The organism is Xylanimonas protaetiae (assembly GCF_004135385.1).
Lineage (GTDB): Bacteria > Actinomycetota > Actinomycetes > Actinomycetales > Cellulomonadaceae > Xylanimonas > Xylanimonas protaetiae.
The window spans coordinates 3,376,134-3,400,177 of the sequence record NZ_CP035493.1; the positions used below are offsets into that span (position 1 = coordinate 3,376,134).

The window sequence follows — 24,044 nt, forward strand, 5'->3', positions numbered from 1 at the left end:
ATGACCCTGCCCGGGACGGTCGAGCCCCCACCTCCGCTCGCGCTCGCCGGGCTCCCCGCCGGCGGCGGCGGGACCTCGTACGCGAGCTGGCGACGGCGTGTCGCCGGCGACCTGCTCGACGGCGCGATCCTCACGGGCGTCGGCTGGCTCGCGCTCGGCGACGCCGCGTCGCACACGGCGCTCCCGCTGGGCATGCCCTCGGCGTTCGACGCCGACGCCTCGTGGCACCGGTCGGGCTGGGTGGCCGCCGCGCTGCTGGCCGTGCTGGCGCTCCAGGCGTGGACCGGCTGGACCCCCGGCAAGCTCGTGGTGGGCATCGCCGTCGTGAGCGACCGGGACGGACGCCCGATCGGGCTCCTGCGCACCCTGCTGCGCTGGGCCGTGCACGTGCTCGACACGATCCTCTTCGTCGGGTACCTGCGGCCGCTGTGGCACCGCGAGCGCCGCACCTTCGCGGACTCGGTCATGCGCACCGTCGTCGTGCGGCGGCGGCCCGCCGGCCTGGGCCGTGGCGGCAGGCTCCTGACGGGCGGGGCCCTGGTGCTGTGCCTCCTCGGCGCAGGTCTCACGGTGCCCTGGACCACCCCGGGCTCGCCCGACGCGCGGGCCGAGGCGACGTGCTTCCCCTCGCCGGCCGCGCCCGACGACGTGGTCGGCGCCGTCGAGCCCGTGCGCCTCACGGGGCTGGAGGCGCGGATCGAGGAGCGGCGCCTGTGGTCCCGCCGCGTCGTCGACGTCTACCGCTCGTACTCCGCGACGTGGACGTGGACCACGGCGTCGGCGGGCGGCGACCTCGCGATCGAGCTGACCGCGACCGGCCCCGACGGCCAGAGCAGGACGCAGCGGTCCGGGGTCAGCGGGCACTCGACCGAGGTGGACCAGGTCGGGGTCACGACCACGGCCACCGGCGAGCTGTCCGCGACGACGGACCTCGGCACGACCTGGCCCACCGACCTCGGCCCCGTCGTGGACCTGACGACGTCGCTCCTCGTGGACCGGCAGGTCGTCGCGACCTGCACGGTCGAGGGCTTCGCGCTCACGTCCCGGCGCGCGTAGCCCCGTCCGCGTCGTCCGGCGCGGGAACCCAGCGCAGCAGGTCTCCCGGCTGGCACTCGAGCGCGGAGCACAGGGCGTCCAGCGTCGTGAACCGGACGGCACGCGCCCGGCCGTTCTTGAGCACGGCGAGGTTCGCGGGCGTGATCCCGACGCGCTCGGCAAGCTCGCCGACGGCCATGCGCCGCCGGGCGAGCATGACGTCGATGTCGACGACGACGGGCATCAGATCACCTCGCCGAGCTCGGCGTGCAGCGCGTCGGTCTCCTCGTCGAGCGCGACGGCCCGCACGAGCAGCGCCCGCAGCACGACGACCAGCAGGGTGATGCCGGCGCCGCAGACGACGGCGGCCATGGTGACGAGCATGAGGCCGGGCTGGAGCATCTCCGTGGCGACCTGCACCACCATCGCCGCGAGCGCGAGCACCGTGGCGACGGTCCCGGCGACGACGATCCCGTCGACGTACCGGAGGGCGTCGCGGCTGAACGCCGTCGACTCCGCGACCACCGTCAGCAGCCGGCCGATGCACGCGATGGCGACCTGCACCATCGCCAGACCGACGATGACCATGATCAGCAGGGGCCACCGGAGGGACGTCGCCTCCGGATAGCTGGACGCGAGGTCCGCGGCGAGCATCGGGAAGACCAGCGTCTGCGCGACGACGACGCCGACGAACACGAGGACGAGCACGAGCCGCAGGGCGAGCACGGGGTGCTCTCCGGCCCACGCCTCCCGGGACAGGATGCTGTCGACGGCCCGTAGGACGCGGGTCACGTGCTTGTTCATGGCGTTCCTCCATCGGGACGACCTATCGACTGTCGAGAATAGTCTCTCGATAGTCGATAGCCACCTCGGGTGGCACGCTCCGGTCACCGCTCCGCGAGCCGGGCCGCCTGCCGGAGCAGGTGGGTCCGCTCGGCGGAGCTCACGGCGTCACCGGCGGCGACGTAGAGCCGCGCGGCCTCGGCGTGGTTCCCGGCTCGCTCCTGCAGGAACGCGGCCACCGCAGCCCGCCGCGCGTCGAGGAACCTGCGCCACGCGACCGTGACGAGCCACGCCCTGGGGTCGTCGGGGGCGCCGCCCGGCCAGCGGCGGACGGCGTCGAGCAGGGCGTCCTGCACGGCGTCCTCGGCCGCCGCGAAGTCGGCCCCGCGGCGGACGAGGACGCCTAGGACCTGCGGGGCCAGCACCCGCAGCAGCTCGGCCCCGAGCACGGCTCAGCCGAGGTCGGGCGTGTCGGCCTCGCTGAGGAACGGCCGCACCTCGATCCACTCGTACAGCGGCCTGCCGCCGTACCCGGGCGCCGACGACAGGTAGGCCGCCTTCGCGTACGCCTCCTCCTCGGACTCGACGTCGACGGCCATCCAGCCGGCGATGAGGTCCTTGGTCTCCGCGAACGGCCCGTCCGTCACGGGCGGCTTGCCCTCCCCGCCGTACCGGACGAACGTCCCCCGGGGCGACAGCGCCTCCGCGCCGACGAACTGCCCGTTGGCCTTGAGGTCCTCGATCATCGCGTCCATGAACGCCATGTGGTCGGAGATCTCCTGCGGGGTCCACCGGTCCGCCGCGTTCGGGTGCGGCGTCTGACCGGTGCGGTAGTGCTTGAGGAACAGGTACCTGGGCATGTCAGCCATCCTCGGGTGCGGGGCGGTGCTTGTCACCGCCGACACCCCTGGGACGGAGCCGCCGCCCGGTCCTCGACATCCGGTCACCCGACGTCCGGCGGCTCAGTCGGCGATCGGCCGCCCGTACGTCACGGCATCGACGACGACGGCGGGCGTCGTGGTGCGCAGGGCCGCGTCGGGCCGCGCCCCGAGGGAGTCGTTGACGGTGGCGAACGCCAGCCGCAGCGCCACGAAGCACGTGATCGCGAGGATCTGCGCGTCGTCGTACCCCGCGAACCGCAGCTCGTCCAGGTCGGCCGCCTGGATGCCGTTCGGGTCGGAGACGACCGCGCGCGCCCACGTCGCGAGCGCCCGCTCGCGGGGGTCGAGCAGGTCGTCGCGGCCGGTCAGCAGGGCTGCGCTCACGTCGGGCGAAGCCCAGCCCGCCAGCCGCCCGCCCCACACGAGCGAGCAGTAGGCGTCGCCCATGGTGGACGTCGTCGCGAGCACGAGGACGCCGCGCTCGCGCGGCGTCAGCCCCGCGCCGGCCGCGACGGTGCGGGACAGGCCGAGCAGCGTCTCGAGCGTGTCGGCGTCGTGCGCCCAGGCGCGCGACAGGTTCATCACGTACCCGACGTCGTCGACGTCCTCCGCGTACAGGGCCCGCGCGGACTCGGTGAGCTCGGCGGGCTCGTCCAGGAACCCGGTTGCCCGCTCGTCGTCGCTCATGCGTCCACGGTCTCCCGGGGTGCCGCGCGGAGCAAGGATGGATGTCGAACGTCACCCGATCGACACGCGCCGCCCCGCAGACCGTGCCGAGCCGCGACCACGACCGTGCGCCGCGCCGCCGACGACCGTCCGCCGTGCCGCGGCTCAGCGCGCGGCGACGACCCCGCCCGCGAGCGCGTGCGCACGCTCGGCGCGCTCCACGAGCGCGACGACGCCGGCCGCGAGCGGCACGAGCGCGAGGTTCGCCAGCAGCTGCGGGCGCACGAAGGGCACGCCGGCCGCGTACGAGGCCAGGAGCCCGTCCCAGGTGCGCGGGAACCACGCCCCGTCGCCGAGCGCCCACACGCCGAAGTTGGTCCACAGGAAGAACAGGGCGGTGCCGCCGACGCCGAAGCCGAGCGCGGCGACGTACCGGCGCCAGCCCCGCGCGTGGCGCGTGAGCAGGGAGCCGAGGCCGATGACGGCCCACGCCGACCACGTGAAGGCGAGGATGTTCGTGTTGCCGATCGCCAGGTCGCTGACGGCGACGACGGCGAGCGGCGCGACCGCGGCGAACCGGTTCCGCAGCAGGCCCGCGGCGAGGAACGCCGTCGCGGTGAGCAGCTCGACGTTCGGCCACAGGCCCAGGTCGTCCTTGTACCGGCGGAACGCGACGGCCCCGACGACGGCGAGGACGACGATCGTGGGCCGCCACCAGCGGCGGGCCAGGTCGCGCAGGGACAGGTCGCGCTTCTCCATCAGAACGTCTCCAGCTTCCACGTGATCTTGTCGCCATCCTGCATCTCGTACGTGCCCGCGCCCACCTGGGCCTGCTCGCCGTTGACGTAGAAGGCCCAGAACTCGTTCTTGGTCGGGTCGGCCGCGCGACCGCCGATCGCGGTGACGAAGGCGTTGGCGCCCTCGCCCGTCGCCGTCGCTGTCGGGTCGAGGCGCAGCAGCAGCTCGAGAGCCGTCAGGCCGGCCACGCCGTCGTACGACACCTCGGTGCCGTCCGCGCTCACGGTCAGCCCGGACGACGTCGCGTCCGCCGACGGCGAGGCCGTCGCGGACTGGGCCGCGGGCGCGTCGTCGACCGCCCCGCCGTCGTCGGAACACCCGGCGAGCAGGCCGAGCGCGAGCACGGAGGCGGCCGGAAGCGCGAGAACGCGGGCAAGGCGGGTACGAGACGTCACGGGCCGTGAGTCTACGTGGGACGCCCCGACCGTCCAGGCGGCGTCTCAGGACGCCCGCTCCGGCACCGCCGATGCACCGCCGATGCAGCGCCGCTCGCCTGCGCTGGTCGAGCGGCGCGGGCGCGCCTACGCGTCGATCCGCGAGCGGTCCAGGGACTCCGCGCCGGAGACGATGAACTCCTTGCGCGGCGCGACGTCGGTGCCCATGAGCAGCTCGAACACCCGCTCGGCCGCCTCGGCGTGCTCGGCCGTGACGCGGCGCAGCGTGCGGTGGCGCGGGTCCATCGTCGTCTCCGCGAGCTGGTCGGCGTCCATCTCGCCGAGACCCTTGTAGCGCTGGATGTCGTCCTTGTAGCGCTTGCCCGCGCGGTCGAGCCGCTTGAGCGTGGCCTGGAGCTCCGCCTCGGAGTACGTGTAGATGTACTCGGCGCCCTTGCCACGCGCCCCGAACACCTCGATGCGGTGCAGCGGCGGCACGGCCGCGAACACGCGCCCGGCCTCCACGAGCGGCCGCATGTACCGGTAGAAGAGCGTGAGCAGCAGGGTGCGGATGTGCGCGCCGTCGACGTCGGCGTCGGTCATCAGCACGATCTTGCCGTAGCGGGCGGCGTCGAGGTCGAACGAGCGGCCCGAGCCCGCGCCGAGCACCTGGATGATCGCCGCGCACTCGGCGTTGCGCAGCATGTCGCTGATGGACGCCTTCTGGACGTTGAGGATCTTGCCGCGGATCGGCAGCAGCGCCTGGAAGTCGCTGGACCGCGCGAGCTTCGCCGTGCCGAGGGCCGAGTCGCCCTCGACGATGAACAGCTCGGACTTGTCGACGTCGTCGGACCGGCAGTCGACGAGCTTGGCGGGCAGCGAGGACGTCTCGAGCGCGTTCTTGCGCCGCGAGATCTCCTTCTGCTTGCGGGCGCTGACGCGCGCCCGCATCTCGGCGACGATCTTGTCGAGCAGCAGCGCGGACTGCGCCTTGTCGTCGCGCTTGGTCGACGTGAGGATCGCGCTCAGCTCACGGTCGACGACGCGGGCCACGATGGCGCGCACGGGCGCGGTGCCGAGCACCTCCTTGGTCTGCCCCTCGAACTGCGGCTCGGCCAGGCGCACCGTGACGACGGCGGTGAGGCCCGCGGTCATGTCGTCCTTCTCGATGCGCTCGCCGCCGTCTTTCGCGGTGATCTTGAGGCGGCGGGCGTTGAGCTCGACCTGCTTGCGCACCACCTTGACCAGGCCCTGCTCGAACCCGGTGAGGTGGGATCCGCCCTTGGGCGTGGCGATGATGTTGACGAAGGTCCGCACCTCCGTCTCGTAGCCGGTGCCCCAGCGCAGCGCGATGTCGACCTCGCAGTCGCGCTGCACCTCGCGCGGCGTCATGTGGCCGCGCTCGTCGAGCACCGGGACGGTCTCGGTGAACGTCTCGCTGCCGCGCAGCGTCCACGTCGCGGTGACGGGGGTGTCGGGGGCGAGGAAGTCGACGAAGTCGACGGCGCCGCCGTGGTGCTGGAAGACCTCCTCGTGGGGGCCGTCGGCGCCCGGCGTGCCGGGCAGGCCACGCTCGTCGCGCACCGTGATCGCGAGCCCCGGCACCAGGAACGTCGTCTGGCGCACGCGCGTGACGAGCTCGTCGTAGCTGAACACGGCCGACTTCGGGAAGATCTGCCGGTCGGCCCAGTAGCGCACGCGCGTGCCCGTGGCGCCGCGCGTGGCCCGCCCGACGACGGCGAGCTCGCTGCGTTCGACGAAGGGCGCGAACGCCGACTCCGGCGAGGGGCCGCCCGCGCCGTCGGCGAACGTGCCCGGCTCGCCGCGGTGGAAGGTCATGCGGTGCGTCTTGCCGCCGCGGTCCACCTCGACGTCGAGGCGCGCCGAGAGCGCGTTGACCACGGACGCACCGACGCCGTGCAGGCCGCCCGACGCGGTGTAGGAGCCGCCGCCGAACTTGCCGCCCGCGTGGAGCTTGGTGAAGACCACCTCGACGCCCGTCAGGCCCGTCTTGGGCTCGACGTCCACGGGGATGCCGCGCCCGTCGTCGGTCACCGTGACCGACGAGTCGGCGTGCAGCACGACCTCGATCGTGGTGGCGAACCCGCCCAGCGCCTCGTCGACCGAGTTGTCGATGATCTCCCACAGGCAGTGCATGAGGCCGCGGGAGTCCGTCGACCCGATGTACATGCCCGGACGCTTGCGCACCGCCTCCAGCCCCTCCAGGACGGAGAGGTGCCGGGCGGTGTAGCTCGATTCCGGGGAGGCGGTGGTGGTCACGCCTTGCAGGGTAGACGACGCCCCCGACACGCTGACCGACGACGCTCCGCCACCGTGACCGCCGCTGCGCGGTCGTGACGGTTGTCGTGGCATCGTCACGATCTCGGCATGAAAACGGCGCCTCGCTACGCCGACGGCGAACCCGGCCCCCGTCCGGGGAATGCCACGCCGCGCGGCTGGTTGGATAGTCACGTGACCACTCTGACGACCGAACCGCTCACCGCGCTGGACCGTTGCGACCGCTGCGGCGCCCAGGCGTACGTTCGCGTGGTCCTGCCCGTGGGGGAGCTCCTCTTCTGCGGCCACCACGCCCGTGAGCACGCCCCCGCCTACGCCGACGTCGCCACGTTCGTCCAGGACGAGCGCGACCGCCTCCTGGAGGAGCACGGCACCCGCTGACCCCGGCGCTCGACGCCGAGAAGGCCCGCATCTGTCCGCAGATGCGGGCCTTCGTCCTGTCCGGCAGGTGTCACGAACGCGCCACCCTCTTCTCTCTGCAGAGGGAGTCCGTCAAGATGCGGCCGGAGGTCATGTGCATGTCAGTCCGCCCGTCGCTCGTGGGTGACGGCGCCGAACACGGCGTCGGACGCGCTGCTGCGCCCACCCGCGAGACCGTCCAGAGCACCGGCGCGCGCGTCCGCGCCCGCACCCCCGCGGACGTCGCCCGCGTGCTGGGCGAGGCCGCGGCGTCGGGCCACCGTGTGACGACGACGGCACCCGCCGGCCCGGGGACGGTGCTGCTCGACCTGTCGGCCTTCGACACGCTGTCCGTCGCCCCCGTCGAGCGGACCGTGCGCGTCGGCGCCGGGGTGACGTGGGCGCGGCTCGTCGCGCAGACCGCGCCGCACGGGCTGGCGGTGCTCCCCGGCGACGACCCGGGCCGCACCGCGCCCGGCCATGCGCTGTCCGGCGCGATCGGCGCGGTGGCCCGCACGTTCGGCCTCGCGGCCGATCACGTGCTCTCCGCGGACCTGGTCACCCCCGACGGCGCCCTGCGCACCGTCACCGCCGACGCCGACGCCGACCTGTTCCGCGCCCTGCGCGGCGGAGCGGCCGGCCTCGGCGTGGTCACGACCCTCACGTTCGGGATGCCCGCCCTCACCGACCTGCGGGCGGGCACCTGGTGGTTCGACGCCGCCCCGGCGCCGGAGGCCGCAGCGCTGCTGCACCGCTGGCGCGCCTGGCTGGCCGACCTTCCCGAGTCCATGTCGACGCGCGCCACCCTGACCGCCACCGGCGACGGCAAGGTCGCGGTCGCGCTGCGGTTCGCGCACGTCGGCGAGCCTGCGGAGGGCGCGGCGCTCCTGGCGGAGCTGGCCGACGAGGTGCCCGCACCGGCCCGCGACACCGTCGCCCACCTGCGGGTCGGCCGGGACTCCGGACACCTGCGCGAGGCGGAGGGCGGCGTCCCCGCGGCAGCACGCGGGGCGCTTCTGCCCGGACTGCCCGCCCAGGCCCTCGACGCCGTCGTCGCTGCCGCCGCGAGCGCGCCACCCGGGAGCACGGCGCTGCTCAAGCTGCGCGGCGGGGCGATCGCCCGCTCCGGGCCGTTCCCCGGGTCCGTGCCCGGGCGCGACGCGGCCTTCGCGCTGCGTGCCACCGCCGCCGCGCAGGCCGACGCGGACGCCGTCGTCGACGCGGTCGCCTCGTGGGCGACACGCGGCACGACGCTGGACCTGGGCGACCCCCGGGACGCGCGGACCGCGGAGGCGCTGCGGGTCGCGTGGGGCGAGGAGTCCTACGGGCGCATCACGCGGCTGCGTGCCGCGCTGGACCCGCAGGGCGTGCTGGTGGCGCCGTGGGAGGCGGACGCCGAGGGCTGAGAACGCGCGAGAGGCCCGCACCCCAGGGGTGCGGGCCTCTCGTGAGACGTCTCAGTCCAGGTAGTCGCGCAGCACCTGCGAGCGCGACGGGTGGCGCAGCTTCGACATCGTCTTGGACTCGATCTGGCGGATGCGCTCGCGCGTCACGCCGTAGACCTTGCCGATCTCGTCGAGCGTCTTGGGCTGGCCGTCCTGCAGGCCGAACCGCATCGAGACCACGCCGGCCTCGCGCTCCGAGAGCGTGTCGAGCACCTGGTGCAGCTGCTCCTGGAGCAGCGTGAACGACACGGCGTCGGCCGGGACCACGGCCTCGGAGTCCTCGATGAGGTCACCGAACTCCGAGTCGCCGTCCTCGCCGAGCGGCGTGTGCAGCGAGATGGGCTCGCGGCCGTACTTCTGGACCTCGACCACCTTCTCGGGGGTCATGTCCAGCTCCTTGGCCAGCTCCTCCGGCGTGGGCTCGCGGCCCAGGTCCTGGAGCATCTGGCGCTGCACGCGGGCCAGCTTGTTGATGACCTCCACCATGTGCACCGGGATGCGGATGGTGCGGGCCTGGTCGGCCATGGCGCGCGTGATGGCCTGACGGATCCACCAGGTGGCGTACGTCGAGAACTTGTAGCCCTTGGTGTAGTCGAACTTCTCGACCGCGCGGATCAGACCGAGGTTGCCCTCCTGGATGAGGTCCAGGAAGAGCATGCCGCGGCCCGTGTAGCGCTTGGCGAGCGAGACGACGAGTCGCAGGTTCGCCTCGAGGAGGTGGTTCTTGGCGCGCTTGCCGTCGTGGGAGATCCACTGCAGGTCGCGCACCAGGCGACGCGTGTCGGCGTCCGCCTTGGTCTTGTCGAAGTCGGCGAACTCCTTGGAGAGCTTCTCCTCGGCGAACAGGCCGGCCTCGATGCGCTTGGCGAGCTCGACCTCCTGCTCGGCGTTCAGCAGCGCGACCTTGCCGATCTGCTTGAGGTAGTCCTTGACCGGGTCGGCCGTCGCGCCGGCCGTGACGACCTGCTGGACGGGCTGGTCGTCGTCGTCGGAGTCGGAGACGACGAAGCCCTTGTCGTCGTCCTCGTCCTTCTCGGCGGGCTTGTCGGTGGCGGGCTTCTCCTCGCCCTCCTCGGCCGCGTCGTCGGTCGTCGTCTCCTCGGGGTCGTCGGTCACCTCGACGTCCTCGAGCTCGGTCTCGTCGATCTCGACGTCGTCCTCGATGACCTCGACGTCGTCCTCGCCCTCGTCGGACTTGGCAGCCTTGGTGGCACCGGCCTTCTTCGCGGGAGCCTTGGCTGCGGTCTTGCGGACGGGCGCGGCCTTCTTGGCCGGGGCCGTCTCGGCGGCGTCGGTGGTCTCGGCGTCGGTGGTCTCGGCCGGCTTGGGGGCCGCCTTCGTGCGGGTGGCGGGCGCCTTGGCGCGCGCCGACGTCGAACGGGTCGTCGTCGCGGCGGCGACCTTCGAGACGGTCGGCATGCCCACCTCGACGCCCGCGAGCGACAGCGCCTTGAGGACCGCCTTGAGGCGCTTGGCGTCGCCGACGCCCGCAGCCTCGCACGCCGTGCGGAAGGACTCGGCGTCGACGCGGCCCTCGGCCGTGCCACGTGCGAGGAGCTCCTTCAGACCAGGGTGCTCGAACTCGCGGGGCAGCGTGATGTTCTGCTGTGCGGTGCTCTGGGACGTGGACGCCACAAACCGACCTTTCGGCATTCGAGGGGGCGGTGTCCCGCCGGGGATAGGTGCGGCCCTGAGGCCGTGCGCGGACCGTCGAGGCTCCGGCGGACTTGGATATTGTACCGTCGCGACCTGCACAACCCGACCCGGACGGGCATGTCGTGCGGCACTCGTGCCCACGTTCACCCGCCCGACGGGCGTGCTGCCGGTCATGGTGACAACGGGCCAGCGGCCCCGTTGATTCCCTGCGCGCACGGACCGGGCGCGGGACGACGACTTATCGCGCACGACGCGCCGCGCAGCGCCGCACCACACCGTCGCACCACAACCGCGTCACGCCGGCGCCCTCGAGGCCACGGTCAGGCCGCCCCCAGAGCCGACCGGGACCGCGAGCCGACCCGGACCGCGAGCCGACCCGGACCGCGAGCCGACCGGTGCTCGCGGTCAGGACTTGACCGCGAGCACCGGGCACGGGGCCTCGAGCAGGATGCGCTGTGCCCCCGCCCCGAGGATGAGCTTGCCCACGGGGCTGCGCCGACGCAGCCCGATGACGATGAGCTCCGCGTCGGTCCGTGCGGCGGTCAGCACGAGGCCCTCGGCGAGGTCGCCGGCGACCTCCGTGATCTCGTGCTCGACGCCCACCTGCTCGAGCCGCGCGTCGAGCTCGTCGAGCGCCGCGTCCCGCCCGGCGCCTGCCTTGGGCGCCGGGGCGACGACGACGAGGCGCGTGCCGCGCGACCGTGCCTCCGCGATGGCCGTGGCCAGCGCGTGCTGGCCCTCCGGGTTGCTCAGGTGGGAGACCACGACCGTCATGTGCCGCACGCTACCCGAGGTCGCCCCCGCTGCCTCGCCCGAGCCCCGCGACGCTCCGTGCGCGGACCCATCCGGGCGGCAGCGCGGCGTCCAGCGCGGCGGCGAGCAGCTGCGCGAGGCGATGGCCGGGATCGACGGCGAGCGCCTCGTCGCACCGGAAGCCCGCCCGCGCTCCCTCCCCCGACCACCACGCCAGGAACGCGAGCAGGGTCAGCGGCGCCGCGGTCCGCCGGCGGGCCGCGTGCGCGACCACCGCCTCCAGCACGGCGACGCCCGCGCTCGTGCGCGCCGCGTCGGGCCGCCGCGCCGCGGCCGGGTCGACGACGGCCGCCATGGCGTCGCCGACCGCGGCGTCCGTCGCACCGTCCGCGTCCTCTCCCGTCGCGACCGCCGCGGCGTGCGCCTCGGCGCCGGGGACGAGGGACAGCAGGACGCCGTCGCGCACCGACCGGTCCTCCAGCGCGCACGCCAGCCGGCCGAGCACGGCGGGCGAGGGTGTGCCGCCGCGGGCGGCGACGGCCACCGCCTCGCGCCATGTCTGGAAGGACCGCGAGCGCCACCCCCGCAGCCCCGCGTCACCCGCCGCTGCATCGCCCGCCGCTGCGTCACCCGCCACCGCGTCACCCGCCGCCGTACGCGCCCGGGCCCACCGGCCCGCAGCCCGGCCCGCAAGGTCGCGCTGCGCCTGGTCCGCACGCGGCACGCGGTACAGCTCCTCGCGCGAGGCGAGCGGCGCCCGGCCGGCGAGCACGAGCTCGGCGCCCGGAGCGGTCGACTCGAGCTCGTCGACGCCATACCCGTCGGGCGGGCAGCAGTCGGGGTCGGTGCAGTCGAGGGAGCGGTAGCGCGCCGGGCCCACCACCCAGGACTCGCACTCGGGCACCACGGCGTCGAGCGCGGCGGCGAACGCGTCGACGGCGGCGCGGGCGGTCGACCCGGGGCCGACGTCCGCGGTGTACACGACCACCCAGGCGGCCGTGGTGCCGTCCTCGGCGGCGCGGGCGGCGACCAGCCCGGCGACCTCGTCGCGAGCGGCGGGGCGGCGCAGGTCGGCCAGGTCGGTGCGGGCGACGAGGCCAAGGCCGCCCCCGTGCCGCACGCACACGACGAGAAGGCACTCGGCGGGCCGGTAGCCGAGCGCGTACGGGACGACGGACAGCAGGTCGCGCGTGTCGCGCACCCGCACGATGGGGACGGCCGGTGCCGTGGTGGATGTCATGCGGCCGATCCCAGCGCAGCCCGCGCCCGGGGAGCGGTCCCACCGCAGCCCCTGTCCACGACTCGCGGACCGCGGGCCCTGTGGACACGTCCGGACGCCGGAACCCCCACGCGGCGACCGTCCAGCCACACCGCGCGCGGCAGCCTGCGCACCGAGACCGTGCAGGAGCGCCCGCTACGGTGTGCGGATGACCCGCCGCCCTCGCGTCCCCGCCGCCGTCACGGCGCTGGTGGCGGCCGGCCTGGTCGCGGGCTGCACTGTCGCACCGTCGGGCCGTCTCGACACGGCCCCGCAGGACGGCCCGACCGTCCAGCCCACGCCGCGCGCGGCCGTGACGCCCCTGCCGACGTTCGACGCGTCCACCGCCGTCGGCGACTACGCCGCCGGTTTCCCGTCCGACCTCGTCCGGGCCCCCGACGACGCGGAGATCATCGCGAGCTCCGCCGAGCCGGTCGACGGCGGCCTGGTCCGGCTCTCCCTCAACCTCGCCACGCCGCGCACCGCGGACGAGATCCTCGCGGACCTCGGGGCCCCGCTCGCCGCCGCGGGCTTCGCACAGTCCGCGCCCGCCGCGGCGTCGGGGCTGACGGCGCAGACCGCGTGGACGCGCCGCACGGACCGCCCCGAGGGGACGCTCGTCGAGACGCTGCTCGTCGGGGTGCTGGACGACGGCACGCGCCGGCTCGTGTCCGTCAGCGGCACCGTGCAGGCCCCGCACGGCTGAGCCCTCCGCCCGAGGCGCTGACATAGGCTGCCCGCATGCCTGCCGTCGTCGACCTCGAGAACCTCCGCACCGACGTCGACGCCGCCGTCGTCCGCCACCTGGACGGCCTCGCCGTGCAGGTCGCCGCGCTCGGCTCCCCCGCGACGGCGCTCACCGCGCAGGCGGCCGCGCTGCTCACGGGCGGCAAGCGGCTGCGGGCCGCGTTCGCCTACTGGTCGTTCCGCGCTCACGGCGGCGCCGACGCCGGCCCCGAGCGCGAGGCCGCGGTGCGCACGGGCGCGGCGCTCGAGCTCTTCCAGGCCGCCGCGCTGCTGCACGACGACGTCATGGACGCCTCCGACACCCGCCGCGGCCTGCCGACCGCCCACCGGGCGTTCGAGGCCCGCCACGCCGAGGCCGGCTGGGCCGGCGAGCCCGGCCGCTTCGGGGAGTCCGCGGCGATCCTGCTGGGCGACCTGTGCCTCATCGCGGCGCAGCGCGAGATCGCGGAGGCGCTCGCCCCGCTGCCCCGCGAGCGCGCCGACGCGGTCCGCGCCGCGTTCGACACCATGCAGACCGAGGTCATCGTCGGGCAGTACCTCGACGTGCTCGTCCAGGCGGAGCCGTGGGGCGTCGACCCTGCCGCCGACGAGGACCGCGCGCGCGCCGTGATCCGCGCCAAGTCGGCCTCCTACTCCGTGCGCCAGCCGCTCGTCGTCGGCGCGCTGCTCGCGGGCGCCGACGCGGCGCAGGTCGCCGCGATCGACGCCGTCGGGCTCCCGCTCGGCGAGGCGTTCCAGCTGCGCGACGACCTGCTCGGCGTCTTCGGCGACCCCGAGGTCACGGGCAAGCCCGCCGGCGACGACCTGCGCGAGGGCAAGCGCACGGTGCTCGCCGCGCGCACCATGGCGCGCGGCGACGCCGCCCAGCGCACGCTCCTCACGGAGCGCCTCGGCGACCCGCACCTGTCCGACGGCGAGGTGGCCGCGCTGCGCGAGGCCGTCGTCGCCTCGGGCGCCGTGGACGGCGTCGAGACGCTCATCGACGAGCTGGCCAAGGACGCGACCGTCCGCCTGGCCGCCGCCGACCTGGTCGCGCCGGGCAAGGACGTGCTCCTCGACCTGGCCCACGCGGCCGTCGACCGCGCGTACTGAGCCGCGCGGTCAGTACGGGAGCGCCTGCGCGATCCGTCGCACCTCGGCACGGCGGCCCGCGCGCAGCGCCTCGACGGGCGCGACGCCGAGCGCGTCCTCGGGCGTGAAGAGCCACACGAGGATCTCCTCGTCCGTCAGGCCCTGGTCGCCCAGCACCACCACGGTGCCGCGCAGCGTCGGCAGCACCTGCTCGCCGCCGTCCTCGTCGGGCACGAGGAACGCCTCGGGCACCTGGAACGTCGTCCGCTCGCCGCGCTTGACCCCGACGACGACTCGGTCGCGCACGAGGCCGCGCACGCGCGAGATGTCCGCGTCGAGCCTCTCGGCGAGGTCGGGCAGGGTCAGCCAGGCGGGGACGAGGACGTCGAGATCGGTGCTCACGCCGGAAAGCCTACGGTGCGACACGGGCCGCGGCGGGGCGCGCCTGGCGAAGGCGCGCCGCCACGCACCCTCCCGGGCGCGGGCGCCCGCCCTTCGTAGAATCGGGAGGTGGCCCAGGTGACGACCGACCCTCTGCTCGGCCGCCTCGTCGACGGGCGGTACGAGATCACGTCGCGTATCGCGCGCGGCGGCATGGCGACCGTGTACCTCGCCGTCGACCGGCGGCTCGACCGCGAGGTCGCGCTCAAGGTCATGCACCCGCACCTGGCCGAGGGCGTCGACGGCGCCGCGTTCGTCTCCCGCTTCCGCCGCGAAGCACGGGCCGCCGCCCGGCTCGCGCACCCCGGCGTCGTCGCCGTCTACGACCAGGGCCTCGACGGCGACACCAGCTATCTCACGATGGAGTACGTGCCCGGCAGCAACCTGCGCCGCGAGCTGCGCGCCGAGGGCACCCTGACGGTGGGCCGGACCCTCGACGTGCTCGGCGAGGTGCTCGGAGCCCTCGCCGCCGCGCACCGCAAGGGCCTGGTGCACCGCGACGTGAAGCCGGAGAACGTGCTCGTCACGACCGAGGGCCGGCACGTCAAGGTGGCCGACTTCGGCCTCGCCCGCGCGGTCACGGAGGTCACCAGCACGACGACGGGCACCGTCCTCGGGACCGTCGCCTACCTGGCCCCCGAGGTCATCGCGACGGGTGCGTGCGACGCCCGCACCGACGTCTACGCCGTCGGCGTCCTCGCGTACGAGATGCTCACCGGCACGCTGCCGCACGACGGCGCCACGCCGATCCAGGTCGCGTTCCAGCACGTGCACGACGACATCCCCTCGCCCGCCGAGCGCGAGCCGTGGCTGCCCGCGCAGCTCGCGGACCTGGTGACCCGGTTCGCGGCCCGCGAACCGGGCCGGCGTCCCGCCGACGGCGGCGCCGCGCTCGACGCGCTGCGCGCCGTGCGGGCGTCGCTCGCGCCCGAGGTGCTCGCACGTCGCGCGGAGCCCCCGGCCGGGTTCGTGCCGCCCGCGCCCGTGCCCGACGGCGCGGCGGCCTCCGACAGCGCCGACGCCCTCGACGCCGACGAGCTCGACGCGATCCCGGTCGCCGCGGCGGTCGGGCCGCTCGCGGAGCCCGTCCCGGTGACGACGCCGCCTGACGGCATCTCCGCGTGGTTCCCGGCCGAGGACGCCGACCACGCCACCGAGCCCCTCGTCGACCAGCCGACGACGCGGGTGACCACGCCCGCCACCGCGAGCACTGCCGCCGCGAGCCCCGCCGGGACGGCCCCGCCGCGCCACCGCCGGCGCTGGCCGCGTGTCCTCGCCTGGGTGCTCGGCCTCGTCGTGCTCCTGGGCGGCGCCGGCTACGGCGCCTGGTGGTACTTCGAGGACGGCCCCGGCGCCTGGACCACGGTGCCCGCCGGCATCGAGGACGTGACGCTCGACGAGGCGACCGCGATCCTGACGACGCACGGCCTGACGTCCAGCAGCACGGAGGCGTACGACGACACGGTGCCCGCGGGCTCGGTGGTGTCCGCGGACCCGGGCGAGGGCGCCGAGGTCCGCAGGGACGGCAGCGTCGCGCTCGTCGTGTCGCTCGGCGTCCGCATGGTCACGGTGCCCGACGGGCTCGTCGGGTCCCAGCAGTCCGACGCGGAGGCCGCGCTCGCCGCGGCCGATCTCGAGGCCGGCCCCGCGCACCAGGAGTGGTCCGACACCGTGCCCGTCGGCGAGGTCATGGACGTCTCGCACGCGGCGAACGCCTCCGTGCCGCACTCGACGGTGGTGACGCTGACGGTCTCGGGCGGCCCGGCGCCCGCGACGGTCACGCAGCAGGTGGGCCGCGACCGCGCAGACGCCCAGGCGGCGCTGGAGGACCTCGGCTTCGCCGTCGCGTTCACGGCCGACGAGGCGTCCGAGACGGTCCCTGCGGGCCGCGTCATCCGCCAGACGCCGACGAGCGGCACGCAGGCGCACCGGCTGGACACGGTGACGCTCACCGTCTCGTCGGGGCCGCCGATCATCGACGTGCCCAACGTCGTGGGCATGCGCACCGGCGCCGCGACGGACACGCTGACGCGGGCCGGGTTCGAGGTCGACACCGTGAAGTACCTGGGCGGGATCCTCGACACCGTCCGGTTCCAGGACCCCGAGGGGACGGCCCCGAAGGGTTCGACCGTCAAGATCACCGTGTGGTGACCAGGTTTGCCGCAACCAGGCTCGCCCCAGCCATGCCCGGCCGCACCGGTCAGCGCGCCTGCAGCATCTCCGCGACGAGGAACGCCGTCTCCAGCGACTGCTGGTGGTTCAGGCGCGGGTCCACGAGCGTCTCGTAGCGGCGAGCCAGGCCCGCCTCGTCGATCGCCTCCGAGCCGCCGAGCACCTCGGTGACGTCGTCGCCCGTGAGCTCCATGTGCAGGCCGCCCGGCACCGTGCCGAGCGCCCGGTGCACCTCGAAGAAGCCCTGGACCTCGTCGAGCACGTCGGCGAACCGGCGCGTCTTGTAGCCCGTCCCGGAGGTGATCGTGTTGCCGTGCATGGGGTCGGTCATCCACGTCACCGCGACGCCGGCGGCGGTCACCTTCTCGACCAGGCCGGGCAGCACGTCGCGCACCTTGCCCGTGCCCATGCGGGCCACGAACGTCAGGCGCCCCGGGGCGTTCTCGGGGTTGAGCCTCGCGGCGAGCGCCAGGGCGTCGTCGGGCGACGTCGTCGGGCCGAGCTTGACGCCGACGGGGTTGGCGACGCGGCTCAGGAACTCGACGTGCGCGCCGCCGAGCTGGCGGGTGCGCTCGCCGATCCACAGGAAGTGCGCGCTCGTGTCGTACGCCTGGCCCGTGCGGGCGTCGACGCGGGTGAGGGCACGCTCGTAGTCGAGGACGAGCGCCTCGTGGGACAGGTACAGGTCGACGCTGCGCAGCGCCTCGAAGTCGGCGCCGCAGGCCTCCATGAAGCGGATGGCGCGGTCGATCTCGGCGGCGGTGCGCTCGTAGCGCGCGTAGGTGGGGTTGCGCATGAAGCCGCGGTTCCACTCGTGGACCTGCCGCAGGTCGGCATACCCGCCCTGCGTGAACGCGCGGACCACGTTCGCGGTGGCGGCCGAGATCCGGTACGCCTGCTCCAGGCGGGCCGGGTCGGGCGTGCGAGCCTCGGGGGTGAACTCGAAGCCGTTGATCATGTCGCCGCGGTAGGCGGGCAGGGTCACGCCGTCGCGCGTCTCGTCGTCGGACGAGCGGGGCTTGGCGTACTGGCCGGCCATGCGGCCGATCTTCACCACGGGCGTCGACGCGCCGTGCGTGAGGACGACGGCCATCTGGAGGATGGTGCGGATCTTGTTGCGGATCCGGGTGGCGTTGGCCTCCGCGAAGATCTCCGCGCAGTCGCCGCCCTGGAGCACGAACGCCTCGCCGCGGCTCGCGGCGGCGAGCTTGGCGCGCAGGCCGTCGGCCTCGGCGGGCAGCACGAGCGGGGCGGCGTGCCCGAGGCGTGCGGTCGCGGCCGCGAGCGCCGCGGCGTCGGGCCAGGTGGGCTGCTGCAGCGCAGGGAGCGTGCGGAAGCTGTCCAGGTCCTGTGCCAAGGCGGCGGACGGTGCGTCGACGGCGGTGCTCATGCTGGAAGTTCCTCCGGTGGTCGAGCCTGTCGGAAACCCTACGGGACGGGCTCGACCACCGACGGGGCGTGTCAGTGCGCGGCGGGGGCGGCCGGCTTGAACGGCTGGCCGATCTCGCCGAGCAGGGCGGTGAACCACTCCTGGTTCACGTCGAACGCCTTGGCGCCGGCGATGCGCGGGAACGGGATGGCCTTGAGCTTGTCGCCGTCCTCCTCGTCGTGGCCGATGACGCCGGGCTCGCCGCGCAGGGCGCACTCGACGGCGTAGTCGGTCATCGACTTGATGAGGCGCAGGTCCTCGGCGTTCGCGGCCGCGGCACGCGAGAAGTAGCCCGACTTCTGGACCATGACCTTCTCGGCGCCGAGCTTCTCGGCGAACTGCTTGGCGAACCACTGGCCGGGGTTGATCTCGTCGAGGCGGACGTGGCCGAACGGGTCACGGGCCGGCGGGGTGCCGGCGGCCTCGAGCTGCTCGACGATCTCGTGCATGCCGGCGCCCTCGGACAGCCAGATGTTGACGTTGCCCTGCTCGTCCATGACGGCCTTGAGGCGCGCGGCCTCGGCGTCGATGTCGATCGCGAGCTCCGGCAGGAACACGGCGTGGATGTCCCAGCGCTCCTTCGTGAGGCCGAGCGCGGGGGCGAACCGCTTGGTGGCGAGACGCTCGCGGTACTTGGCGGCCGAGGCGGCGGTCAGCCAGCCGCAGTGACGGCCCATGACCTCGTGCACGATGAGCATGCGCGGGCCCGAGCGGTGCTCGCCGATGATGTTCTCGCCGAAGAGGGCGGTCTGCTCGGCCGAGGTCCACGCGCCGAGCGACTGACGGATCGGCACGATGTCGTTGTCGATCGTCTTCGGCAGGCCCACGACGGTGAGCTCGTAGCCGTTGTCGTGCAGGTAGGCGGCCAGGTCGGCGGCGGTCGTGTTGGTGTCGTCGCCACCGATGGTGTGCAGGACGTCGACGCCGTCGGCCTTGAGCTGCTCGGCGGCGACCGTCAGCGGGTTCTCGCCCTCCTTGACGAGGCCGCGCTTGACGGCGTCGGCCACGTTGGTGAGCTTGACGCGCGAGTTGCCGATCGGCGAGCCGCCGAACTGGTGGAGGATGCCGGCCTGCTTGCGGCCCTCCTCGTCGATGACGATCTTGTTGCCGGTCAGCAGGCCGTGGTAGCCGTGCATGTAGGCGATGATCTCGATCGACGGGTCGAGCTCGTTGTACCGCTCGATGAGCCCGCCGACGGCGGACGAGAGGCACGGGGCGAAGCCGCCGGCCGTCAGGAGGGCCACGCGACGAACAGCCATGTCAGGCACCTTTCGGTGTGGGGGGTGGGGCTGTTCTCGATCCTAGAGCCCCGGCGCGGACCCGGCCGCCGGGCGGCGCACCGTGAGACCTCAGGCGTGGGGCTGCGCGTCGTCGGGCGTCCGTGCCGCGGCGTCGGCGTCGTCGGCGGCGCGCCTCTCGGCAGCCTTCTCGGCGGCGATGCGGGCCTTGGCCGTGGCCGCGTAGACGTCGACGTACTCCTGCTCGGACAGGCGCAGGATCGAGTAGACGATCTCGTCGGTGACGGCGCGCAGCACGAACCGGTCGTTCTCCATGCCTTTGTAGCGGGAGAAGTCGAGCGGCTCGCCGATGACGACGCCGATGGGCATCGGCTTGGGGATCACCTGCCCCACCTGCTGCGCCTTGTTCGTGTCGATCATCGCGACGGGCACCACGGGGGCACCGGACTCGAGGGCCAGGCGGGCCACGCCCGTCTTGCCCCGGTAGAGGCGGCCGTCGGGGCTGCGGGTGCCCTCCGGGTAGATGCCGAACAGCCCGCCCTGCTGGAGCACGCGCAGGCCGGTGCTGAGCGCGGCCTCGCTGGCCTTGCCACCCGCCCTGTCGACGGGGATCGTGCCGACGCCGCGCATGAAGCCCGCGACGAGCCGGCCCTTGACGCCGCTGCCCGTGAAGTAGTCCGACTTGCCGAGGAACTGCACCTGGCGCTCGAGCACGAGCGGGAGCACGAAGGAGTCGATGACCGCGAGGTGGTTGGACGCGAGGATCGCCCCGCCCTCGGCGGGGACGTGCTCGACGCCCTTCGTCCAGGGGCGGAAGTACGCCTTCAGCAGGGGCCCGGCCAGGACGTGCCTCATGAGCCAGTAGAACAAGCGTCCTCCTCGGACCGAAAGCGCGCAGGGGGCAGCGCACGGCGTCGCAAGAACTCTAAGGTGTTGTCATGGCCGGGACGAGCACGGGTGGCGGCGTCGGTCGCGACGACGATGCCCAGAGCGACAATGCCCAGAGCGACGACGCCCGGGACGCCCGGGACGACGCCGGCGCGCGGCACGACGGCGAGGGCGACCAGCTCGGCGACGCCGACGTCGAGGCGCGGTGGGCCGACATCGTCGCGCAGCTCGGCGAGCTCGACGGCGCCGCCCCGGCCGACACGCCCGACAAGGCCGGTCCCCCGGCGCCCACGGGCCACGTCGTGGCCCGGGCTCCCGGCCCCCGGGACTGGCCCGCGACCCCGGACGTGGAGGCGCTCGAGGACGCCGAGAGCCACTTCACGCCCCCGGACCCCGGCCCGGTGGTGACGGGCCGGGACCCGCTCAGCACGCTCGCCTGGGCCTGCGCCGTCGGCATCCCGCTGCTCGCGGTGGTGGCGCTGGTCGTCCGCTCGTTCGTCCCCGTGCACGCCCCGGGGTGGGTCGGTCCCGCCGCGGTGGTCGTCTTCCTCGCGTCGGTCGGCGTGCTCGTCTGGCGCATGCCGCAGCGCCGCGACCCGGACGACCACGGCAACGGCGCCGTCGTCTGACACGGCGCCGGGCGCGGGCCGGTCTCCCGGCCCGCGCCCGGCGATCCGCCGTGGTCCGCGGTGGTGCTCAGCGGCGCGCGGGCACTCAGCGGCGCGCGAGGTCCGCCGCGCCGACGATGCCCGCCTCGTTGCCCTGCTCGGCCAGCTCGATGCGCGCGACGGGGCGGTGCCCGAGCGCCGAGAGCTGCGACACGAAGCCCTCGCGCGCGGGCTCCAGCAGCAGGTCGCCCGCCGCGGCCACGCCGCCGCCGACGACGATGAGCTCCGGGTCGAGCAGCGCGGCCACGGAGGCCGCGCCCTCGCCGATCCAGCGGCCCAGCTTGGCGACCAGCTCGACGGCGAGCTCGTCGCCCTCCTGGGCGGCCTGCGTGACGTGCGGCCCCTTGAGCCGGCGGCGGTCGCCCCCGGCGAGCTCGAGCAGGCGCCCGGCCTTGTGCGGGAGGGCGACGACGGCCGCCTTCGCGTCGCGCACCAGCGCGCTGCCCGAGGCGTACTGCTCCCAGCAGCCCTCGTGCCCGCAGCCGCAGTAGTGCCCGCCGGGCACCACGCGCATGTGGCCGACCTCGGCCGCGACGCCCCAGCGCCCGCGCACCAGGTTCCCGTCGACGACGACGGCGCCGCCCAGGCCCGTCCCGATCGTCAGCATGAGCATGTCGCTCACGTCGCGCCCGACGCCGAACCGGAACTCGGCCCACCCGGCGGCGTTGGCGTCGTTCTCGACGACGACGGGCACGTCCAGGTCGACGAGCCCTGCGATCTTGGTGCCGAGCGGGTAGTCGCGCCAGTCGATGTTCGGTGCGAAGGCCATGGTGGTGCGGTCGGAGCTCACGAAGCCCGCCGCCGCCACGCCGATCGCGCCGACGGCGTGCTCCTTGGCCAGCTCGTTGCAGGCGTCGGCGATGGCGCGGTCGATGCTCGCCGCGTCGTCGGGGTTCGTCTCGACCCGGACCTGGGCGAGGATCCGCCCCTCCTCGTCCACGACGCCGATGGCGATCTTCGTGCCACCGATGTCGACGCCGATCGCGTGCATGGGCTGGGTCCTCACGTTCGTTCTCACGGCTCGTCGCGCCGTTGCGGAAGGGTGGTCGGTGCGCGCCCTCGACGGCGGGCTCGGCACAGCCTAGCCAGCCACATCCAGGGCGGTGGCGCAACGCCCCGACGTCCCGACCTCGTCTCAGTTCGGTGACGGTGGTCACACGACGCCGTGAGACGGAGTACCGTGTCGCCGCACGACCGCCCGACTGTCACTGGAGCCAGCATGGACGAGACCCGGAGCCCGCTGCGGCTCGAGCTTCCCCTCGCGTCGAACCTCAACGACGTCGTCTCCGACCGCCTGCGACGCGGCCCGGACGACGTGCTCGCGGAGGTCCGGCGCGACGGCGCCTGGCAGCCGGTGACGGTGCGGGAGTTCGACGCGCAGGTCGTCGCCGTCGCCAAGGGCCTCGTCGCCAAGGGCGTCCAGCCCGGGGACAGCGTGGGCATCATGTCGCGCACGCGCTACGAGTGGACGCTGCTCGACTTCGCCGCCTGGTCGGCCGGCGCCGTCCCCGTGCCGATCTACGAGACCTCCAGCGCCGAGCAGGTGCAGTGGATCCTGTCCGACGCGGCCGTGACGGTCGCGGTGGTCGAGTCGGCTCAGAACGCCGCCACCGTGGCCGAGGTCCGCGACCAGGCGCCCGCGTGCCGCGAGGTGCTCGTGATCGACGACGACGCCGTCGGCGCGCTGACCAGGGCCGGGGCGACGGTGCCGGACGAGGAGATCGCCCGCCGGCGCGCGCTCGCGACGCTCGACGACGTGGCGACGATCATCTACACCTCGGGCACCACGGGCCGCCCGAAGGGGGCCGAGCTCACGCACCGCAACTTCGCGTCCCTCACGGCGAACACCGTGGTCGAGGTGCCGGAGGTGTTCGGCGCCGCGGGCGGGCGCACCCTGCTGTTCCTGCCGCTGGCGCACGTCTTCGCGCGCTTCATCGAGGTCCTCGCGATCACGAGCGGCACCGTGCTGGGCCACTCCCCCGACATCAGGTCGCTCGTCGAGGACCTCGGGGGGTTCCGGCCGACGTACATCCTCGCCGTGCCTCGCGTGTTCGAGAAGGTCTACAACGGCGCCGAGCAGAAGGCCGCGGCGGGCGGCAAGCTCAAGATCTTCCGGTGGGCCGCCGCGACGGCCATCGCCTGGTCGCAGGCGCTGGACGCCGCCGGGGGCCCGTCGACGTGGCTCGGCTTCCAGCACGCGGTCGCCGACAGGCTCGTCTACGCCAAGCTCCGCGCGACGCTGGGCGGCCAGGCGCGATACGCAGTCTCAGGCGGCGGTCCGCTGGGCGAGCGCCTCGGCCACTTCTACCGCGGCATCGGGCTGACGATCCTCGAGGGCTACGGCCTGACCGAGTCGACCGCTCCCACGTGCGTCAACCGCCCCAGCGCGATCCGCATCGGGTCCGTCGGGCTCCAGCTGCCCGGGTGCGCCGCCCGCATCGCCGACGACGGCGAGATCCTCCTCCAGGGCCACCACGTCTTCCGCGGCTACCACAACAACCCGCAGGCCACGGCGGAGGCGTTCGACGGCGGCTGGTTCCGCACGGGCGACCTCGGCACGCTCGACGACCAGGGGTTCCTGCGCATCACGGGCCGCAAGAAGGAGATCATCGTCACCGCCGCCGGCAAGAACGTCGCTCCCGCCGTCCTCGAGGACCGGCTGCGGGCGCACGCCCTGGTGAGCCAGTGCGTCGTCGTCGGCGACAACCGGCCGTTCATCGGCGCGCTCGTCACGCTCGACCCGGAGGGCCTGCCCGGCTGGCTGTCGATGCACGGCAAGCCCGCGATGTCGGTGGACGAGGCCCGGACCGACCCCGACGTGCTCGCCGCGCTCGACGAGGCCGTCACGCGGGCCAACAAGGCCGTCTCCAAGGCGGAGTCGATCCGCAAGTTCACCGTGCTCGACACGGACTTCACCGTCGAGAACGGCTACCTGACCCCGTCGCTGAAGTTCAAGCGGGCCCAGGTGCTGCGCGACTTCGCCGCCCAGATCGAGACGATCTACGCCCCGTCGGCGGACCGGGAGACGCTGCACGTCTGACCGT

Annotated in this window: 24 protein-coding genes; 8 read left to right on the forward strand and 16 right to left on the reverse strand. The window is 74.3% G+C overall.

Annotated features, from left to right (window positions below; all coding sequences use genetic code 11):
• Window positions 1-1,056, forward strand: a complete 1,056-nt coding sequence (locus ET471_RS15675) for an RDD family protein (RefSeq protein WP_129189826.1) — start codon at window positions 1-3, stop codon at window positions 1,054-1,056.
• Here the strand turns inward: ET471_RS15675 and ET471_RS15680 are convergent.
• From ET471_RS15680 to ET471_RS15715, 8 genes are all read right to left on the reverse strand, one after another.
• Entirely contained in the window at window positions 1,037-1,279 is a 243-nt protein-coding gene (locus tag ET471_RS15680) for a helix-turn-helix domain-containing protein (RefSeq protein ID WP_129189829.1), read from the reverse strand. The genes ET471_RS15675 and ET471_RS15680 overlap by 20 nt on opposite strands.
• On the reverse strand, window positions 1,279-1,839 hold the full coding sequence (locus ET471_RS15685; RefSeq protein WP_129189831.1) for a DUF2975 domain-containing protein: 561 nt from the start codon (window positions 1,837-1,839) through the stop codon (window positions 1,279-1,281). Before ET471_RS15685 ends, ET471_RS15680 begins: the two co-directional genes overlap by 1 nt.
• A gap of 83 nt (window positions 1,840-1,922) precedes the next feature.
• The gene (locus ET471_RS19035; RefSeq protein WP_207207288.1) at window positions 1,923-2,267 is read right to left on the reverse strand and encodes a sigma factor; all 345 of its coding nucleotides are present in this window, start codon (window positions 2,265-2,267) and stop codon (window positions 1,923-1,925) included.
• Window positions 2,268-2,270: 3 nt separating this feature from the next.
• Window positions 2,271-2,678, reverse strand: coding sequence for a YciI family protein (locus tag ET471_RS15695; protein ID WP_129189833.1), 408 nt, complete (start codon window positions 2,676-2,678; stop codon window positions 2,271-2,273).
• Between the two features lie 102 nt (window positions 2,679-2,780).
• Complete coding sequence (locus ET471_RS15700; RefSeq protein WP_129189835.1) at window positions 2,781-3,386, reverse strand: carboxymuconolactone decarboxylase family protein; 606 nt, start codon at window positions 3,384-3,386, stop codon at window positions 2,781-2,783.
• A gap of 144 nt (window positions 3,387-3,530) precedes the next feature.
• Window positions 3,531-4,124, reverse strand: a complete 594-nt coding sequence (locus ET471_RS15705; RefSeq protein ID WP_129189837.1) for a DUF6580 family putative transport protein — start codon at window positions 4,122-4,124, stop codon at window positions 3,531-3,533.
• Entirely contained in the window at window positions 4,124-4,558 is a 435-nt protein-coding gene (locus tag ET471_RS15710; protein ID WP_129189839.1) for a DUF4430 domain-containing protein, read from the reverse strand. Before ET471_RS15710 ends, ET471_RS15705 begins: the two co-directional genes overlap by 1 nt.
• A 126-nt stretch (window positions 4,559-4,684) precedes the next feature.
• Window positions 4,685-6,817: a DNA gyrase/topoisomerase IV subunit B gene (locus ET471_RS15715; RefSeq protein ID WP_129189841.1), complete on the reverse strand. Its 2,133-nt coding sequence runs from the start codon at window positions 6,815-6,817 to the stop codon at window positions 4,685-4,687.
• A gap of 192 nt (window positions 6,818-7,009) precedes the next feature.
• Here ET471_RS15715 and ET471_RS15720 point away from each other — a divergent pair, with 192 nt between their 5' ends.
• Both ET471_RS15720 and ET471_RS15725 read left to right on the forward strand, forming a co-directional pair.
• On the forward strand, window positions 7,010-7,216 hold the full coding sequence (locus tag ET471_RS15720; RefSeq protein WP_129189843.1) for a DUF7455 domain-containing protein: 207 nt from the start codon (window positions 7,010-7,012) through the stop codon (window positions 7,214-7,216).
• 137 nt (window positions 7,217-7,353) lie between these two features.
• Window positions 7,354-8,640: an FAD-binding oxidoreductase gene (locus ET471_RS15725; protein WP_165350517.1), complete on the forward strand. Its 1,287-nt coding sequence runs from the start codon at window positions 7,354-7,356 to the stop codon at window positions 8,638-8,640.
• A 51-nt stretch (window positions 8,641-8,691) separates the two neighbouring features.
• Here the strand turns inward: ET471_RS15725 and ET471_RS15730 are convergent, their stop codons facing one another.
• From ET471_RS15730 to ET471_RS15740, 3 genes are all read right to left on the reverse strand, one after another.
• Complete coding sequence (locus ET471_RS15730) at window positions 8,692-10,332, reverse strand: RNA polymerase sigma factor (protein ID WP_129189846.1); 1,641 nt, start codon at window positions 10,330-10,332, stop codon at window positions 8,692-8,694.
• Window positions 10,333-10,740: 408 nt separating this feature from the next.
• On the reverse strand, window positions 10,741-11,109 hold the full coding sequence (locus ET471_RS15735) for a universal stress protein (RefSeq protein ID WP_129189849.1): 369 nt from the start codon (window positions 11,107-11,109) through the stop codon (window positions 10,741-10,743).
• Window positions 11,110-11,119: 10 nt separating this feature from the next.
• Window positions 11,120-12,328, reverse strand: coding sequence for a DUF4192 domain-containing protein (locus ET471_RS15740; RefSeq protein WP_129189851.1), 1,209 nt, complete (start codon window positions 12,326-12,328; stop codon window positions 11,120-11,122).
• Window positions 12,329-12,515: 187 nt separating this feature from the next.
• Between ET471_RS15740 and ET471_RS15745 the strand changes: the two genes are divergently transcribed.
• Together ET471_RS15745 and ET471_RS15750 are read left to right on the forward strand one after the other, a co-directional pair.
• On the forward strand, window positions 12,516-13,052 hold the full coding sequence (locus ET471_RS15745; protein WP_129189853.1) for a hypothetical protein: 537 nt from the start codon (window positions 12,516-12,518) through the stop codon (window positions 13,050-13,052).
• A 35-nt stretch (window positions 13,053-13,087) separates the two neighbouring features.
• Complete coding sequence (locus ET471_RS15750) at window positions 13,088-14,185, forward strand: polyprenyl synthetase family protein (RefSeq protein ID WP_129189855.1); 1,098 nt, start codon at window positions 13,088-13,090, stop codon at window positions 14,183-14,185.
• Between the two features lie 9 nt (window positions 14,186-14,194).
• Here the strand turns inward: ET471_RS15750 and ET471_RS15755 are convergent, their stop codons facing one another.
• The gene (locus ET471_RS15755; RefSeq protein WP_129189857.1) at window positions 14,195-14,566 is read right to left on the reverse strand and encodes an Rv2175c family DNA-binding protein; all 372 of its coding nucleotides are present in this window, start codon (window positions 14,564-14,566) and stop codon (window positions 14,195-14,197) included.
• A 117-nt stretch (window positions 14,567-14,683) separates the two neighbouring features.
• Here ET471_RS15755 and pknB point away from each other — a divergent pair, with 117 nt between their 5' ends.
• Window positions 14,684-16,756, forward strand: a complete 2,073-nt coding sequence (pknB, locus tag ET471_RS15760; RefSeq protein ID WP_342586049.1) for a Stk1 family PASTA domain-containing Ser/Thr kinase — start codon at window positions 14,684-14,686, stop codon at window positions 16,754-16,756.
• A gap of 49 nt (window positions 16,757-16,805) precedes the next feature.
• Here the strand turns inward: pknB and ET471_RS15765 are convergent, their stop codons facing one another.
• From ET471_RS15765 to ET471_RS15775, 3 genes are all read right to left on the reverse strand, one after another.
• On the reverse strand, window positions 16,806-18,167 hold the full coding sequence (locus ET471_RS15765; RefSeq protein WP_129189861.1) for a class II 3-deoxy-7-phosphoheptulonate synthase: 1,362 nt from the start codon (window positions 18,165-18,167) through the stop codon (window positions 16,806-16,808).
• 71 nt (window positions 18,168-18,238) lie between these two features.
• On the reverse strand, window positions 18,239-19,465 hold the full coding sequence (locus ET471_RS15770) for a pyrophosphate--fructose-6-phosphate 1-phosphotransferase (RefSeq protein WP_129189863.1): 1,227 nt from the start codon (window positions 19,463-19,465) through the stop codon (window positions 18,239-18,241).
• Between the two features lie 90 nt (window positions 19,466-19,555).
• The gene (locus ET471_RS15775) at window positions 19,556-20,314 is read right to left on the reverse strand and encodes a lysophospholipid acyltransferase family protein (protein ID WP_129189865.1); all 759 of its coding nucleotides are present in this window, start codon (window positions 20,312-20,314) and stop codon (window positions 19,556-19,558) included.
• 68 nt (window positions 20,315-20,382) lie between these two features.
• Here ET471_RS15775 and ET471_RS15780 point away from each other — a divergent pair, with 68 nt between their 5' ends.
• Window positions 20,383-20,961, forward strand: a complete 579-nt coding sequence (locus ET471_RS15780; RefSeq protein WP_129189867.1) for a hypothetical protein — start codon at window positions 20,383-20,385, stop codon at window positions 20,959-20,961.
• Window positions 20,962-21,046: 85 nt separating this feature from the next.
• On the opposite strand, the gene ET471_RS15785 is transcribed toward ET471_RS15780, so the two are convergent.
• Window positions 21,047-21,991, reverse strand: coding sequence for an ROK family glucokinase (locus ET471_RS15785; RefSeq protein ID WP_129189869.1), 945 nt, complete (start codon window positions 21,989-21,991; stop codon window positions 21,047-21,049).
• Between the two features lie 228 nt (window positions 21,992-22,219).
• Between ET471_RS15785 and ET471_RS15790 the strand changes: the two genes are divergently transcribed.
• The gene (locus tag ET471_RS15790) at window positions 22,220-24,040 is read left to right on the forward strand and encodes an AMP-dependent synthetase/ligase (RefSeq protein ID WP_129189871.1); all 1,821 of its coding nucleotides are present in this window, start codon (window positions 22,220-22,222) and stop codon (window positions 24,038-24,040) included.
• Window positions 24,041-24,044: the final 4 nt, after the last annotated feature.